We start from the raw sequence: 15,758 nt of genomic DNA, 5'->3' as shown, positions 1-15,758 counted from the left end.
CCTGAGCCAGGATCAAACTCTCCAATAAAGTGTTTGACTTGCTCATTTTGAAACTGACTTGCTTGCGAGAACCGAAGTTCTCTTTATTCTTTCAATCATTCGTTGTTCAGTTTTCAAAGATCAATGTCTTTCTCGTTGTCGCCGTTGTTCTCAGCAGCAACTTTTATAATATATCATGTTTGATTTCATAATGCAAGCTTTTTTTTGAATCTTTTTTAAAATCTCTTTTAAAGAAGATAAGCTGCGATATATTATTGGCCCGTCTCTCTTGGGCGGAATATTAATATAGCACGGACACGAAGTTTGATGCAACAGGTATTATTTTACAAACTAAATCACCTTAAAAAAGAAAAAGCAACCTTAGAACGCGAACGCTCCAAGATTGCTCCTTATCACTGCAGACTACTCAGCCGAATGACGCATTGTCGGGAATAACAGCACATCACGAATGGATGGTGCATTCGTAAGCAGCATCACAAGACGGTCAATCCCGATACCCAGTCCACCTGTTGGTGGCATACCGTATTCCAAAGCACGGATAAAGTCATTGTCCATCTCGTGCGCTTCGTCATTACCTTGTTCTTTCTCACGCAACTGCGCTTCGAAACGCTCACGTTGGTCGATTGGATCATTCAACTCCGTAAATGCATTCGCATGCTCACGCGCCACGATGAATAGCTCGAAACGATCCGTAAAGCGCGGATCTTGCTCATTCTTCTTCGCAAGCGGCGAAATTTCAACCGGATGTCCTGTAATGAACGTTGGTTGAATCAACGTCTCTTCCACGAAGTGCTCGAAGAACGCGTTCAAAATATGGCCAACCGACATATGCGGCTCCACAGGAACTTTATGTTCTTTGGCAAGGCGATGTGCCTCTTCATGACTCATCTCTTGCTTGAAGTCTACGCCTACAGCTTCCTTAACAGCATCAACCATGGATACACGACGCCAGCCCGGAGCCAGGTTCACTTCTTGTCCTTGGTAATCAACCGTTGTGGTACCAAGCACTTCTTGTGCGATATGCGCAATCGTCTGCTCCGTCAAGTTCATGATATCCTCGTAGTCCGCATACGCTTCGTACAATTCGATCATCGTGAACTCTGGATTGTGGCGAGTCGAAATCCCCTCATTCCGATACACACGGCCAATCTCATAGACTTTCTCCATACCACCGACGATTAGACGTTTCAAGTGAAGCTCGATTGCGATACGCATGTACAATTCCATATCAAGCGCATTGTGATGCGTAATGAATGGACGTGCCGCAGCACCCCCAGCAATGGTATGCAGTGTCGGCGTCTCCACTTCCAAGAATCCTTTGCTATCGAGGTAACGACGCATCGACTGAATAATACGGGAACGCAAGATGAATGTCTGCTGTACATCCGGACTCATGATCAAATCAACATAACGTTGACGGTAACGAAGATCTACGTCTTTCAATCCTGCAAATTTATCCGGCAACGGATATAGAGATTTCGACAAGACCTCGAGATCCTTCACTTTGATAGAAGTCTCGCCTGTCTTCGTCTTGAACACGGTTCCTGTTACGCCTACGATATCGCCAAGATCAAGAATATCAAATCCTTGATATTTCTCAGCAGGTACCGTATCTTGACGCACATAGATTTGGATTTTGCCGCTCAAGTCTTGAATGTGGGCGAAGCTTGCTTTACCCATCCCGCGTTTGGCCATAATACGACCTGCTAGACTGACTTCAACAGTTTGCGCTTCAAGATCTTCTTTGCTCACATCTTGATACGCATCTAGGATTTCCTTCGCTGTATGTGTTCTCACGTATTTCTTGCCGAATGGATCGATCCCTAACTTGCGCAGCTCGTCCAATTTATTGCGACGAATCTGAAGCAATTCACTAAGTTCGGTTTCCTGGCTTACTATTTCTTCCGACATTCCTGTGTCATCTCCTTCATTAGCTCAAACGTTATACCCTATTATAGCAAGTAGAAACGCCTTCGGCGTCCTTTTTGTGGACAGAAAGCGTTTCTACACGAAATTCGAGTTTACTTTTTGATATCTACGATTTTATATTGGATAATGCCCGCTGGAACGTTAACATCAACTACGGTCCCTTTTTTCTTGCCAAGGATCGCTCTGCCCACTGGGCTTTCATTCGAAATCTTGTTCTGAAGCGGATCGGATTCTGCTGTACCGACAATGGAATATTCCATCGAATCGCCGAACTCTAAATCCTCCACAACAACTTTGGAACCGATGCTTACTGTATCCACATCAATCTCATCCTTGTTAATGATGCGCGCGTTGCGAAGCAGCTTCTCCAACGTAATAATACGTCCTTCAATAAATGCTTGTTCGTTCTTCGCATCTTCATATTCGGAGTTCTCACTGATATCGCCGTAGCCAATTGCGATCTTGATCCGTTCTGCGACTTCGCGGCGCTTCACGGATTTTAGGTTCTCTAATTCTTCCTCCAACCGTTTCAGACCATCTTGGGTCAGAATTACTTCTTTATCGCTCATTTTTCACCGATTCTCCTGTCATGTGAGAGATTTTCGCACCCGATACGATTGCAGATACGAATCCACTTTCTTATTTAAAAATATATTTCGCTCGGAAATCATGATGACTTGAATCATATAGAACGTACTTCTAAAACCGAGTCAAATTTACTAATGCAGAATTATAGGGGAAGCCAACCGAAATGTCAATGACACTTGCTCCACCCTATGAAACCGCTTTATTCGCGAAAAAGTCACGATTTGTCTAGTGAACGGCCTTTTCGCCTTCAACTGAGGCAGCTTGATCAGCTTGGTCTAATGATTCGACAAAATGTTCTAAAATTCGTACCATTTCGTCCCGACGCGTTTCTTCCATAATAACGTCTTTGATGCGCGCAGCACCCGATAATCCCTTGAGGTACCATGCCAGATGCTTACGCATTTCTTTGACCGCAACCGATTCGCCCTTCAAGGCAACAAGACGGTCCATATGGAGAATCGCAATCCGGATCTTCTCCTGTGCGGATGGATCAGGCAACAATATCCCACTCGACAAGTACTCAACCGTACGATATAGCATCCACGGATTGCCGAGTGCGCCGCGACCAATCATCACGCCATCACAGCCCGTCTCTTCGAGCATCCGCTTGGCATCCTCTGGTGTAGCTACGTCCCCGTTCCCGATCACTGGAATGGATACCGCTTGTTTGGCATCTTTAATATATGCCCAGTCTGCCTTGCCCGTATACAATTGCTCCCGCGTACGACCATGCACGCTGATCGCTTGACCGCCTGCACGTTCTACTGCTTTCGCATTCTCTACAACATAGATATGATCGGAATCCCAGCCGATGCGCATTTTCACCGTAACAGGCTTCTGCACTGCATCAACAACGGCGGATACCATCTCATAAATTTTATTCGGATCGAGGAGCCAGCGTGCGCCTGCATCACACTTGGTAATCTTCGGCACTGGGCATCCCATATTAATATCAATAATATCGGCATTGGTCTGCGTATCGACAACTTTCGCCGCTTCGACAAGCGATTCACGGTCTCCGCCAAAAATCTGCAAGCTTAACGGCTTCTCACGATCATCGACGTAGAGCATTTCAATCGTTCTTTTATTGCCATGCAGAATGGCCTTGTCACTAACCATCTCCGCGCATACCAGACCGGTACCAAATTCTTTGGCGATAAGACGAAAAGCCGGGTTACACACGCCAGCCATAGGGGCAAGCACAACTTGGTTCTTCATCTCGATATTGCCGATTTTAAGCATAATCATAACCTCTTTCTAGAATTGCCATATTTATCGCGTGTTCATCGCACCCGTTAATTCTTCCATTGTAATGCCAAGATGTTCTGAAATCCGAATGAGCAGCGTCTCTTCAGGTCTGCGGTTACCGCGTTCAATGGCGCCAAGTACGGCAACAGAGATATCCATACGGTCCGCAAGCTGCTGCTGCGTAAGGTTTTTTAATTTGCGGAATGCTCGGATCCGCTGTGCCAATTGATAGTTCTCCAACGGCGAACGCCTTCCTTTCCCTCCAGTTTATCCATAGCGTCCTGAACGAATTCGTGCAGAGGTCCTGCAGGGATAATGTCTGAGAGCGGAGTCAGCACGAAAAGTCGCTCGTGCATCCGTGGGTGAGGAAGAATCAATGTCTCAGAGTTCCAAGTAAACAGCTGATTATTCAATAGAATAAAATCTAAATCCAGCGTACGCGGGCCCCAGTGCACATCTCGGACACGACCCAGTTCCTTCTCTGTCTCCATTAATACTTGGAGCAGGGCCTCGGGTTCAAGGCTAGTACTAGCGGCAAGCGCCATATTCAGAAATGCAGGTTGATCCACATACCCAAACGGGTCTGTCTCGTACATGGAAGACACACGCAGAACCGTGATCGCCGGATGACGGTGCAGCAGTTCAATCGCCGTCATCAACGTGTGTTCACGGTCCCCTAAATTAGCCCCTAAAGCAATATAAACCTCAGAATGATCCGAGGGGTTGGAATAAGTCATTGGCTATATTCTCACTTTCTATACGTTCGTGTTCAAAAAGTTAGCATTTCAGCACCGAGAAGGTTGCGAGAACCTGAAGAAGGAGGAACGGAGTTTAGGCGAAACCTAAATGAGTACCGGACTTCGAAGGTGAGCGCAAGATTCGATGTCGATTATGCTTCTTGGATTGCTTCGTGATCAAATGTTGACTTTTTGAACTACCTCTACACATCAATCTAACGTCTTGGGCGACAAATTTCAACTGTCACGCCTTGAAAATGAATGTCAAAGGGCGGATGCGGCTTAATGACACGCACCGTCAATTCGTTGATCTTAGTATAAGTGGCGAGTACGGTAGATGCAATATTTTCCGCCAAAGTTTCAATAAGTTGGAAAGATTTCGTCTCGACCACTTCTTTGACCGTATAGAACACTTCGGCGTAATTCACGGATGCAGTCAAATCATCGGTTGATCCAGCTGGATAGAGGTCCATCTTCATCTCCAGATCAACGTAGAAACGCTGGCCTAGCTTACGCTCTTCTTCGAACACGCCGTGATAACCGTAGAACTCCATGCGCGTTAATGTCATTGTATCCATCATTTCAGCTCCTTAGGGTGAGTTGTAAGTGAATTAGTAAGTCGGCTCTGCGGCATACAGCATCGCATCACACATATCGACAGTTCGCTTTATCTTCCGTACATCATGCACGCGCACGATCTGACAGCCTTGGGCGATACCAAAAGCAACGGTAGCTGCCGTTCCTTCCACGACATCATCGACGGGAAGATCAAGCGTTGTACGGATGAATCGTTTGCGGGAGGTTGCGAGCAAAATCGGATACCCGAGTTCATGCAGCTGATCCAGCTGACGCATGAAATATAAGTTTTCCTGATAATCCTTGGCAAATCCGATCCCTGGATCGACGATAATCTGCTCGTCCGCTACACCTGCAGCGCGAGCGAGCGCAATACTCTCCCGAAGGTCATTCAAAATATCTGTCATGTAGTGGCGATAATCCCGTTCTTCCCGGTTATGCATGAGAATCACCGGACAACCCGCTTGCGCAGCGACGGCAGCCATTTGCGGATCGCGTTTGAATCCCCACACATCATTAATGATATGTGCGCCAGCTTCGAGCGCTTGTCGGGCAACTTCAGCTTTGTACGTATCCACAGACAGGATAATCTCTGGTGCAGCAGCATGAATGGCGTGAACTACAGGGATGACCCGTTCGAGTTCTTCCTCCAATGGTACGGCAGCAAACCCGGGGCGTGTTGACTCCCCGCCGATGTCAATGATGTCCGCACCCTCGGCCGTAAGCTGCTTCGCATGGGCAACTGCAGCATCGATGGCGTTATAACGTCCGCCGTCCGAGAAGGAATCGGGCGTCACATTCAGAATTCCCATGATTTGTGTCCGGGTTCCAAGGGTTAATGAGGAGGGAACGAGCGAATATTGTCGATGATAGATGGTTGGTTGCATGTTATTGTCCCGCCTTTATATGTAGGTCTATCGCTTGTTGATAGGCCTGGTGTAATTGAAGCGTAATGGTATGAGATGACTCCATAAGCCCTGGATTGCCTGCCGCCTGATGCGATTCGGCACGCCATCTGACACCTTCGAGGTCGTACAGGGTATGGATCGGTACAATCTCTTGGATCGAATTCGTGATGAACACTTCATCGGCATCGAGAAGGTCTTCCCACGTATAATAACCCTCTTCCACAGCGATGCCTGCCTGCTGCGCCAGCTCCAGCACGAAGCCGCGCGTGATGCCGGGCAGAATGCCGGTATCGATCGCAGGGGTACAGCACACGCCGTTCTTCACAAAGAAGACATTGCTGACAATGCCTTCAGTGACGTGACCTGCGGCGTTCAGCATTAAGCCTTCGGCGGGCGCGCCGTGCGACGCGCGGGCCGAAGGGGTCTCACCGAGCTCACGCTTAGCGAGGATGTTGTTCATGTAATGTGCGGATTTAAGACGCACATCGCCTTCTGGGCTATTGCGGCGCGTGCGCAATAGCTGTAGGGCTTTGCCCTTGGCCGCCAGCGGCACGGCGGCGGGCAAGGGCTTGGCGTACACGACGACGTTCGGTGTCGTGTACGTGCTCTCCGGCAGGCCGAGCGCAGCATCGCCAGCCGTGACGGTGTAGCGCACGTAGCCGTCGCGCAGGCCGCTGGCCTGCAGCAGCTCGGCGACGTGGCGCCGGACCTGCGCGAGCTGTGCATCGCGCGGGAGCTCGATCCCGACCGCGCGGCAGCCATCCGCGAGGCGGTCCAAATGGCGACTCAGCAGGAATGGACGTCCGCCGTAGGTGCGGAACGTCTCGAACAAGCTGAGTCCGTACAAAAAGCCATGATCCAGTACCGAGATCATGGCCTCTTGCGGCGAAACGATACGACCGTTAAATCCGATGAGCTGCATCGTTTACGCTTCACCCGTCGGTGCGCCGGCGCGTAATCGCAAGAAATTGCTCAGCATCCGATGCCCGTGGTCCGTCATTATCGACTCGGGGTGAAATTGTAGGCCGACAATTGGGTACTCGCGATGCCGTAATCCCATAATCTCACCGTCCGCTGTCTCGGCTGTAATCTCCAGACAATCCGGAAGCGACTCCCCCTCCACAATCAACGAGTGATAGCGGGTTGCCGTGAACGGCGAGGGCAATCCCTCGAACAAGCCTGCACCGTTGTGGTGCATCTCCGACGTCTTCCCGTGCATCAACTTCTCCGCACGAATGACGTTGCCGCCGAACACTTGTCCAATCGATTGATGACCTAGGCACACGCCAAGAATCGGTATTTTACCTTTGAAATATGCAATAACCTCCATACTGATGCCTGCTTCATTCGGTGTGCATGGCCCCGGTGAGATCAAAATATGATCAGGATTCAACGCCTCAATCCCTGCGATATCAATCTCATCGTTCCGGTGTACGACCACCTCTTCACCCAATTCACCTAAATACTGCACCAAGTTATACGTGAAGGAATCATAGTTATCGATTACTAAAATCATCTCATCTCTTCTCCTCTCAACTCGTTCTCTTATTGCCTAGCTCTGCCTCAATGGTGCTGGCTTCAAGTTCACTCAACTGAATCGCCTTGCACATCGCTTTCGCTTTGTTCAGGCATTCTGCATATTCCCGTTCTGGGACCGAATCAATAACAATCCCTGCTCCCGTCTGAATATGCGCCTTCGCATCCTTAAGCGTCACCGTTCTAATAATTATATTAAATTCCATATTCCCATTATAGTCAATCCACCCAAAAGATCCGGTATACGGCCCGCGGCGAACGGGCTCGAGCTCCTCGATAATCTCCATCGTACGTACTTTCGGCGCCCCCGTAATCGTCCCACCCGGGAATGTCGCGGCCAGGATATCATAAGCGACTTTGCCTGTTGCAAGCTCGCCTTCAATCTCTGACACCAAATGCATTACATGAGAATAGCGTTCAATGGCCATCAATTCACTAACCCGAACAGACCCATAACGTGAGATACGCCCAAGATCATTACGCTCTAGGTCGACAAGCATAATATGCTCTGCCCGCTCCTTCTCATTCGTACGTAATTCCTCTTCCATCTGAAGATCTTCTTCTTCCGTGCGCCCACGCCGTCTTGTCCCTGCGATAGGCCGTGTACTCACACGTCCCTGTTCCAGCTTCACGAGCAGCTCCGGTGATGCGGAGACGATCTGGAAATCAGGGAAGCGAAGCATTCCCATATAAGGGGAGGGGTTCACGAGACGCAGCCACTCGTATAATTGCTCCGGTGAGGAATTTACCCTCATGCTCTGACGAAGCGATAGATTAACCTGGAATACATCCCCTTGTCCAATATATTGTTGGATTCGACGTACGGCTTCTTCGAAATCGGCCCGTGGGAATACCGTATCCATCCCTTCAAGTGTACCTGCGCCCTGAAGTAACGATTGGCCTCCCTCTTGAAACATCGCCAATCGCCTCATACGCGTCTCTTCCTCTGATCCAACGCCTTGGTCCACCAGTTCATCCCATAATCGCTTCATCTGCTCTATACGCTCTTCCGCTGCGAGATACAACGAATTAAGCTTGTCTTTCGAATTCCGATCTCGATCCCATGGCATATGCACCGCACAGATCAGTTCCTGTGCCTCATGATCCACGATCCAGACCTCATCCATCCGCATGAACACATAATCGGGCAGATCAAGATCATCTGCTGCATATAACGGAAGTCGCTCTAGGGAACGAACGATATCATAGCTGAGATACCCTACACAGCCCCCAATGAACTTCGGCGCGCCTTCGATCGTTGGAGCCTGATAAGGTGCCATCCATTTCTTTAGAACAGATAGAGGTGCCCCTTCCAGCTTAACCCCTTCGGAAGTCTCCGCCAGATCTCCCTTCCCCCGAATAACCGAAGTCGGTGCAAGCCCAAAGAAGGTGTATCGCCCAACTTTCCCACTCTCAAGAACGAATGAATACTCACTTGCAGCCTCCCAAGCTTTGCGCCATGATACGATACCCCGCTCCGCTTCATGCCATGGGAATCTGCGCACCATCGGCAGCACCGAATACGCCGCACTCCATTCCTTCCATTGCTCCCTTGTCGTCATTGTCATCTTCACGATCTTGTCCCCCTGCGAACGGTCTATATGAACGAACTCCGAATACCGCGATATCGCACCACGACTTCGAAGCTCGATTCGAATGTCTTCTTATATGGTTGCTAGTATACCATGTTCTATTTGTGCAAATAACCCTCTCTGCATATCGAATCGCAGGAGGGTTATCATTTATCATTTATTTTCGTAATAGATCAATTTAAGATTAGTTCTCGAAATTGAACAACGGTGTGCTGAGGTAACGTTCGCCATTACTTGGGACGATCGCAACGACACGTTTGCCTGTTCCTAGCTCTGCCGCAACCTTCAATGCCGCATGAATCGCTGCACCGGAAGAAATACCGACCAGAATCCCTTCTTCCTTCGCAACACGACGCGCTAGTTCGAACGCATCATCATTCTCAACCGTAATAATCTGATCATAAATCTCACGATTCAGAATTTCTGGAATGAAGTTCGCTCCGATCCCTTGAATCTTGTGAGGTCCTGGTTTACCGCCAGAAAGAATTGGTGATGCCGATGGCTCAACCGCAACAATGCGAATATTCGGGAAGTTCTGTTTCAAGACTTCACCTGCGCCGGAAATGGTTCCGCCTGTACCGATCCCTGCAATGAAGGCATCCAACTGACCATCAAGCGAGTTAATCGCTTCAACAATCTCAGGGCCTGTCGTTAGACGGTGAATCTCAACATTCGCTTGGTTCTTGAACTGTTGAGGAATAAAATAGCTAGGATTCTCGGCAGCGAGCTCTTCCGCACGACGAACGGCACCGTTCATTCCTTCCGCACCCGGTGTTAGCACCAAGTCTGCACCATACGCGCGAAGCAAGTTGCGACGCTCAAGACTCATCGTCTCTGGCATAACAAGAATCGCTTTGTAGCCTTTCGCTGCTGCGACAAGCGCAAGTCCAATCCCTGTATTACCACTCGTAGGCTCAATGATGGTGTCGCCTGGTTTGATACGGCCTTCTTTCTCAGCTGCTTCAATCATGTTAATCGCAATACGGTCTTTCACACTGGAGCCTGGGTTCTGATACTCCAGCTTCACGTAAATCTCTGCACTGCCTTCAGGCACAATGCGATTCAAGCGAACAAGAGGTGTATCTCCAATAAGGTCCGTAACATTCTGTACGATTCTAGCCATGATAATGCCTCCCAGTATTCATCAATTTATTATTTCCGACTAATTCAGTAGGTTTAAATTAATATCATAGTATCAAACCAGCGAAGCGGTTGTCAACAACAATACATGAAAAAAGTACCAGATCTTTAAAATAACAGGCATATGCCCAAAATTCACGCCTGAATTGCCTACTAGGCACAAAAAAATACTCTGTAAATACGATATCGTATTTACAGAGCACTTATTCATTGGATCGCCAGATATTTCGAATCCAAGACTTCCGCCCCATATTTCTCAAGGAGATCCTGCTCGATTTCTTGCGAAGACTTCCCTTTCGTATGTGCAATCTCTTTGCGCGCCACGATACGAGATTCCTCATCACTCATCGATCGCGCTGCTATTCTGCCGTTCAACTGGATAATCGCGTATCCTTGCTTGAGCTTGACCGGACCATCGACTTGCCCAACCTCAAGTCGCTTGGCAGAGGCAAGAATAACAGGGTCCGTAAAGGGATCATCCACATCAATAAGGCCTATTTCGCCGCCCTGATCCGACGAGAAGACATCCGTTGAATATTGTTCTGCTAATGATGCAAAATCAGCATGATCAGCAAGTTGTTCCAGGATTTCCTCAGCTTCTTTCTTCGTATCCACCATGATATGAGAGATGTTAAGCTGCTCAGGCGCATGGAATACCTTCGGGTTGGCTGAAATATAGTCGTTAATCTCGTCTTCCCGAACATTCGCATAAGCGATCATAATCTTATCCATGAGTAGCCCGCGATAGATATCATCACGTACGCCAGCCCGTGTTAACCCAGCTTGCTCAAGCATCAGCTTATAATAGGCTTCCTCATCTTCGTACCCAGCCACCACACGCTTCAGCTCTTGATCCACCTCTGTGGGTGTCACTTCAATGCCTAGAAGCGCTGCCTCTTGATCAACAGCCTTCTCCTTCAGCATGTCTTGAAGCATTTGCACGCCATATTTCCTCGACAGCTCGTGCTGCATCTGCCCTTCGGTGATGGAATCACCTCCAAGCCGAGCAATTACGCTCGAGGATGACAATGAATCTTCATGCTGTGACGAGGCGTCTGAACCTTCCTGCTGCTTCGCCTCCGACGCCGACAATCGAAGCAGAATAATACATGATAAAATAACAACACAACCTACCAGCACCGTAACAGAAACCCAAAGGCCTTTCTCCATCCTTGTCATTCTTCCCCAATATCCTTTTCCATCGTACTTCAAGACTGATCTAGCAGGTGGTACACCTCGTCATGCTTCTTATTTCGTGGCACGCTCGAGCAAAGCAGCGAGCTCTTCACGGTTGAATTGGTACGGCTCATTACAGAAGTGGCAAATGACTTCGGCTTGTTCATCATCTGCAATCAACTGTTCAATCTCAGATTTTCCAAGGCTGAGCAATGTCGTCTCTACCCGATCACGTGAGCATTGGCAGCGGAACTGGATGTCCATCTGATCCATAATCTGCACATCATCCACGATCTGGCGGAGCATCTCATCGAGATCCATTCCTTGATTAAGCAAAGTCGTTACCGTCGGAAGCACACCAAGTGCATTCTCAATTTTCGTAATTTCTTCATCGGTTAATCCCGGCAATAATTGAATAATAAATCCACCAGCTTCAATAACAGATCCGTCCGTATCCACGAGAACGCCAAGTCCTACCGCAGAAGGCGTCTGTTCTGATTTGGCAAAATAGTACGTAAAATCTTCCGCGAGCTCACCTGAGACAATCGGCGTACTGCCACGGTAAGGCTCCTTAAGCCCCAAATCCTTAATCATGTAGATGAAGCCTTCGCGTCCTACTGCACCAGCAACATCCAGCTTCCCTTGCGCATTGCTCGGCAAATGAACATCTGGATTGTTCACGTAACCGCGAACTTCACCATACGCATTCGCATCGACTACGATTTGTCCAAGAGGTCCGTTCCCTTTCACTTGAATCGTCAGCTTCTCTTCACCCTTGAGCATCGCACCCATCATGGCAGCTGCCGATGCCGTACGTCCAAGTGCCGCTGTTGCAGTCGGATAGGTACCATGACGGCGTCTCAATTCGTCCACCAGTTGTGTCGTCCGTACAGCAAATACGCGCACCTTTCCGTTATAGGCTGTACCCCGAATCAAATAATCCTTCTGTTGTCCTGCTTCTGTCATGTTCGTACCTCCTGCTCTGTATTTCCTATTATGCATGCTGATTTCGTTGATAGATGAGACGCAAGCCCTCTAATGTCAGCATGGAGTTAATCTCATCAATCGATCGTGACTCCTTCGCGATAAGCGCCGCAAGTCCGCCCGTGGCAATGACTTTAGGGTTCTCACCTGTCTCGGCTTTCATCCGCTCAACGATCCCATCGACTTGCCCCGCATAACCGTAGATAATTCCCGCTTGCATAGAGTGGACGGTGTTACGCCCGATGACGGATTTCGGCTTCGATAGGTCGATTCTCGGCAGTTTGGCAGCTCGTTGATATAACGCCTCCGTTGAAATGCCAAGACCCGGAACGATCGCTCCGCCCAAATAATTACCCTTCTGATCAATGTAATCAAAGGTCGTCGCTGTACCAAAATCGACTACAATAAGTGGCCCGCCATATTGTTCAATCGCGGAGACCGAGTTTACGATACGGTCCGCCCCCACTTCACGTGGGTTTTCGTAACGAATATTGAGTCCCGTTTTGAGGCCCGGTCCAACAACGAGCGGCGTCTTACCGAGGTAAGTCTCGCACAAATGCTCCAGTGTACCCATGATCGGCGGCACGACGCATGAGATAATCACCCCATCGATCGCACTCGTCTCCACACGGCCCATTCGGAATAAATTATGAATTTGAATGCCATATTCGTCTACCGTTGCAGATCGATTCGTACTTAACCGCCAATGGTGCAGCAGTTCACGATCTTGATAGAGTCCCAATACGATATTCGTGTTCCCTACATCGATAACCAGTATCACTTTTATGCCTCCGCCTTCTTCTCGTTTAGATCTAGACTAATGTCCAAGGCTGCAACCGAATACGTTAACCCGCCGACAGAGATGACTTCAACGCCGCTCTCTGCTTTCTCACGAATACTCTCAAGCGTAATTCCGCCGGATGCCTCGGTCACAATATGCGGCGCACGCGATTTCACCCGTCGTACGGCATCCGCCATGCGCGATGGACTCATATTATCGAACATAATAATATCCGCCTGCGCTTGCAGTGCTTCTTCGAGTTGATCGAAATCCTCGACCTCAACTTCGATTTTCATAGTATGAGGAATGTTCATACGTGCTCGTTCGACGGCCGGTATAATCCCGCCTGCACCCTTAATATGATTATCCTTGATCATGACCGCATCATACAACCCGAAGCGATGGTTAGCACCTCCACCAACGCGCACTGCATACTTCTCTAGTGCACGGTGGCCCGGTGTTGTCTTCCTCGTATCGACAAGACGTGTTGGAAGCCCCTCTAGCGCATCTACGAACTTACGGGTTTTCGTCGCAATCCCCGAAAGACGCTGCATGAGGTTCAAAGCTAGGCGTTCCCCAGTCAAAATACTATGCGTACTGCCTTCAACGATAATAAGTGTCGTGCCTTTATCAACATATTGCCCATCTTCCACCTGCGCATAACATGTCAGTGTCGGATCCACGATTTCGAATACGAGCTGCGCCACAGGAATCCCTGCGATCACACCCGCTTCCTTGGCGTGGATGATGCCCTTGGACTGTGCACCAACTGGGATCGTGAAGGCTGTCGTTACGTCACCCGTCCCGATATCCTCCTGAAGCCATGCGCGAATTTGGTCGCGCAGTGCCTGATTATATGCATTAAACATGTTCAATTCGCTCCTCTGTAATGCCATGATTGCGGCGGCACACGGTATGCTTGTGCCACGCCAGATCATCACGCTCAGGGTAATCCTCACGAGCATGCGCACCGCGGCTTTCTTCGCGCCATAACGCGGATTCCGTCACGAGTGTTGCGCACGTCAGCATGTTGGCAAATTCATATTCTTCACGTTTGGTTAAGCATGTATGATAAATCGGATATTGCCGTTTTAATTCATCCAGACCCTTGAGCAGCCCCACAGCATGACGCCGTAATCCGGCATATCTCACCATCACCTTCTGCAGCTTCAACCGTCGTTCTACGATGGCCTGGCTTGGCACCTCCTTGCGGTCTTCCGTAAAGGAGATATCCATTGAAACCTGGGCCTGTGGTGACAACGCATTGATACGTTCGATAATCCGACGGCCGAATACAATCGCTTCGGACAGGGAGTTACTCGCTAGACGATTCGCTCCATGGACACCTGTCGAAGACACTTCACCGCAGGCAAAAAGCCGCTTCAAATTCGTCTCGCCGTTCAGATCCGTCTGAACGCCTCCCATCGTATAATGAGCAGCCGGAGCCACAGGAATCCAATCCGCAGCCATATCTAGCCCATATTTCAGACAAGTCTCATAGATGGTTGGGAAGCGATGCTTAATGAAGGCTTCGGATTCATGGGTAATATCGAGGAATACAAATGTAGAATTCGTCTCCTCCATTTCACTCACGATCGCGCGAGCAACAACATCACGAGGAGCAAGCTCCAACTGATGATGGTACTTGTCCATAAATCGCTCGCCTTTTATATTGCGCAAGTAAGCACCTTCTCCACGTACCGCTTCGGAGATGAGAAACCTTGGAGCACCCGGATAACAGAGGGAGGTTGGATGAAATTGAATGAATTCCATGTCTTGAATATAGGCGCCAGCCCGATATGCCATGGCGATTCCATCGCCTGTCGCCACATCAGGATTCGTCGTATAACGGTACAATTGCCCTGCGCCGCCTGAACACAGGATCGTTGCTTTTGCCTGAACAAATACACGACTGCCATCTGGTTTCTGAGCTAGTACACCGATGCATTCGCCATCATGTGTTATTAAATCAATCACGAAATGGTCGTCCCAGATATCGATCCTTGGATTGACTTTGGCTTTCTCCGATAACGCACGAACAATCTCAAATCCCGTCGCATCCCCGTTGGCATGCAGAATACGGCGGTGGCTGTGCGCCCCTTCCTTCGTTAGCGCCAATTCGCCATCCTCCAGGTCGAACTCCGTACCCATCTTCATGAGCTGCCGGACCCCTTCCGGCCCTTCATGAACCAGCACATGAACCGCCTCTTCGGAGCAAAGTCCTGCCCCAGCTGTTAGCGTATCTTCCTGGTGATACTCCGGCGAATCATCGTCCGCGATGACCGCTGCAATACCGCCCTGGGCATAACGCGTATTGCTGTCCATCAGCGATTTCTTCGTGATCATAATCACTTGATTCTGCTCGCTGGCTTTAATCGCCGTGAAAAGCCCCGCAATCCCAACGCCAATGACAATAACATCCGTATCGATTCTCGGTAAATCTTGTAGAGAAAAATCAACCAAATACTGTGGAATCATCTTCATTCCCACCTATCCTCATACTAGAGTGCTGCGATGTCGCATCCTGTAGGATTTTATTTATGCTCTTCATCTCTTGTTCAAT

The 15,758-nt window shown here is 49.1% G+C and carries 16 protein-coding genes; all 16 read right to left on the bottom strand.

Annotation, left to right across the window (positions count from 1 at the left end; translation table 11 throughout):
* Positions 1-402 precede the first annotated feature (402 nt).
* Positions 403-1,911, bottom strand: coding sequence for a lysine--tRNA ligase (lysS, locus tag ACFQZR_RS28055; protein ID WP_379351590.1), 1,509 nt, complete (start codon positions 1,909-1,911; stop codon positions 403-405).
* Between the two features lie 110 nt (positions 1,912-2,021).
* Positions 2,022-2,498: a transcription elongation factor GreA gene (gene greA, locus ACFQZR_RS28050; RefSeq protein ID WP_018759443.1), complete on the bottom strand. Its 477-nt coding sequence runs from the start codon at positions 2,496-2,498 to the stop codon at positions 2,022-2,024.
* Between the two features lie 244 nt (positions 2,499-2,742).
* The gene (gene dusB / locus ACFQZR_RS28045) at positions 2,743-3,759 is read right to left on the bottom strand and encodes a tRNA dihydrouridine synthase DusB (RefSeq protein ID WP_379351589.1); all 1,017 of its coding nucleotides are present in this window, start codon (positions 3,757-3,759) and stop codon (positions 2,743-2,745) included.
* A gap of 30 nt (positions 3,760-3,789) precedes the next feature.
* Positions 3,790-4,005: a helix-turn-helix domain-containing protein gene (locus ACFQZR_RS28040; protein WP_026264165.1), complete on the bottom strand. Its 216-nt coding sequence runs from the start codon at positions 4,003-4,005 to the stop codon at positions 3,790-3,792.
* On the bottom strand, positions 3,957-4,502 hold the full coding sequence (folK, locus tag ACFQZR_RS28035) for a 2-amino-4-hydroxy-6-hydroxymethyldihydropteridine diphosphokinase (RefSeq protein WP_379351588.1): 546 nt from the start codon (positions 4,500-4,502) through the stop codon (positions 3,957-3,959). The genes ACFQZR_RS28040 and folK overlap by 49 nt, the downstream gene beginning before the upstream one ends.
* Before the next feature lie 215 nt (positions 4,503-4,717).
* Entirely contained in the window at positions 4,718-5,080 is a 363-nt protein-coding gene (folB, locus tag ACFQZR_RS28030; RefSeq protein WP_018759447.1) for a dihydroneopterin aldolase, read from the bottom strand.
* 33 nt (positions 5,081-5,113) lie between these two features.
* Positions 5,114-5,965 (bottom strand): dihydropteroate synthase, encoded by an 852-nt coding sequence (gene folP, locus ACFQZR_RS28025; protein WP_379351587.1) that lies wholly within the window; start codon positions 5,963-5,965, stop codon positions 5,114-5,116.
* 1 nt (position 5,966) lies between these two features.
* Positions 5,967-6,908 carry an aminotransferase class IV gene (locus ACFQZR_RS28020; RefSeq protein ID WP_379351586.1) on the bottom strand — a complete coding sequence of 314 codons (942 nt, stop codon included), beginning with the start codon at positions 6,906-6,908 and terminating at the stop codon, positions 5,967-5,969.
* Positions 6,909-6,911: 3 nt separating this feature from the next.
* Entirely contained in the window at positions 6,912-7,502 is a 591-nt protein-coding gene (pabA, locus tag ACFQZR_RS28015) for an aminodeoxychorismate/anthranilate synthase component II (protein ID WP_379351585.1), read from the bottom strand.
* A gap of 16 nt (positions 7,503-7,518) precedes the next feature.
* Complete coding sequence (locus ACFQZR_RS28010) at positions 7,519-9,090, bottom strand: anthranilate synthase component I family protein (protein ID WP_379351594.1); 1,572 nt, start codon at positions 9,088-9,090, stop codon at positions 7,519-7,521.
* 208 nt (positions 9,091-9,298) lie between these two features.
* Positions 9,299-10,237, bottom strand: a complete 939-nt coding sequence (cysK, locus tag ACFQZR_RS28005) for a cysteine synthase A (RefSeq protein WP_018759452.1) — start codon at positions 10,235-10,237, stop codon at positions 9,299-9,301.
* A 224-nt stretch (positions 10,238-10,461) separates the two neighbouring features.
* Positions 10,462-11,424, bottom strand: a complete 963-nt coding sequence (locus tag ACFQZR_RS28000; protein ID WP_379351584.1) for a peptidylprolyl isomerase — start codon at positions 11,422-11,424, stop codon at positions 10,462-10,464.
* Between the two features lie 78 nt (positions 11,425-11,502).
* Complete coding sequence (gene hslO, locus ACFQZR_RS27995; protein ID WP_018759454.1) at positions 11,503-12,396, bottom strand: Hsp33 family molecular chaperone HslO; 894 nt, start codon at positions 12,394-12,396, stop codon at positions 11,503-11,505.
* 28 nt (positions 12,397-12,424) lie between these two features.
* Positions 12,425-13,195 (bottom strand): type III pantothenate kinase, encoded by a 771-nt coding sequence (locus ACFQZR_RS27990; RefSeq protein WP_018759455.1) that lies wholly within the window; start codon positions 13,193-13,195, stop codon positions 12,425-12,427.
* Between the two features lie 2 nt (positions 13,196-13,197).
* Positions 13,198-14,064 (bottom strand): carboxylating nicotinate-nucleotide diphosphorylase, encoded by an 867-nt coding sequence (gene nadC / locus ACFQZR_RS27985; protein WP_379351583.1) that lies wholly within the window; start codon positions 14,062-14,064, stop codon positions 13,198-13,200.
* Complete coding sequence (gene nadB / locus ACFQZR_RS27980; protein WP_379351593.1) at positions 14,057-15,673, bottom strand: L-aspartate oxidase; 1,617 nt, start codon at positions 15,671-15,673, stop codon at positions 14,057-14,059. Before nadB ends, nadC begins: the two co-directional genes overlap by 8 nt.
* Positions 15,674-15,758 lie beyond the last annotated feature (85 nt).

The sequence above is a fragment of the Paenibacillus sp. GCM10027629 genome, from assembly GCF_042676425.1.
GTDB lineage: Bacteria > Bacillota > Bacilli > Paenibacillales > Paenibacillaceae > Paenibacillus_K > Paenibacillus_K terrigena.
The sequence above is the reverse complement of the archived record's forward strand: the minus strand, read 5'-3'. Positions and strand labels throughout refer to the sequence as shown.

Coding starts and splice junctions, on each gene's coding strand:
- nadC (WP_379351583.1), bottom strand. CDS start 14,064: ATGTTTAATGCATATAATCAGGCACTGCGCGACCAAATTCGCGCATGG.
- greA (WP_018759443.1), bottom strand. CDS start 2,498: ATGAGCGATAAAGAAGTAATTCTGACCCAAGATGGTCTGAAACGGTTG.
- ACFQZR_RS28020 (WP_379351586.1), bottom strand. CDS start 6,908: ATGCAGCTCATCGGATTTAACGGTCGTATCGTTTCGCCGCAAGAGGCC.
- ACFQZR_RS28000 (WP_379351584.1), bottom strand. CDS start 11,424: ATGGAGAAAGGCCTTTGGGTTTCTGTTACGGTGCTGGTAGGTTGTGTT.
- pabA (WP_379351585.1), bottom strand. CDS start 7,502: ATGATTTTAGTAATCGATAACTATGATTCCTTCACGTATAACTTGGTG.
- folB (WP_018759447.1), bottom strand. CDS start 5,080: ATGGATACAATGACATTAACGCGCATGGAGTTCTACGGTTATCACGGC.
- hslO (WP_018759454.1), bottom strand. CDS start 12,396: ATGACAGAAGCAGGACAACAGAAGGATTATTTGATTCGGGGTACAGCC.
- cysK (WP_018759452.1), bottom strand. CDS start 10,237: ATGGCTAGAATCGTACAGAATGTTACGGACCTTATTGGAGATACACCT.
- folP (WP_379351587.1), bottom strand. CDS start 5,965: ATGCAACCAACCATCTATCATCGACAATATTCGCTCGTTCCCTCCTCA.
- lysS (WP_379351590.1), bottom strand. CDS start 1,911: ATGTCGGAAGAAATAGTAAGCCAGGAAACCGAACTTAGTGAATTGCTT.
- folK (WP_379351588.1), bottom strand. CDS start 4,502: ATGACTTATTCCAACCCCTCGGATCATTCTGAGGTTTATATTGCTTTA.
- nadB (WP_379351593.1), bottom strand. CDS start 15,673: ATGATTCCACAGTATTTGGTTGATTTTTCTCTACAAGATTTACCGAGA.
- ACFQZR_RS28010 (WP_379351594.1), bottom strand. CDS start 9,090: ATGACAATGACGACAAGGGAGCAATGGAAGGAATGGAGTGCGGCGTAT.
- dusB (WP_379351589.1), bottom strand. CDS start 3,759: ATGCTTAAAATCGGCAATATCGAGATGAAGAACCAAGTTGTGCTTGCC.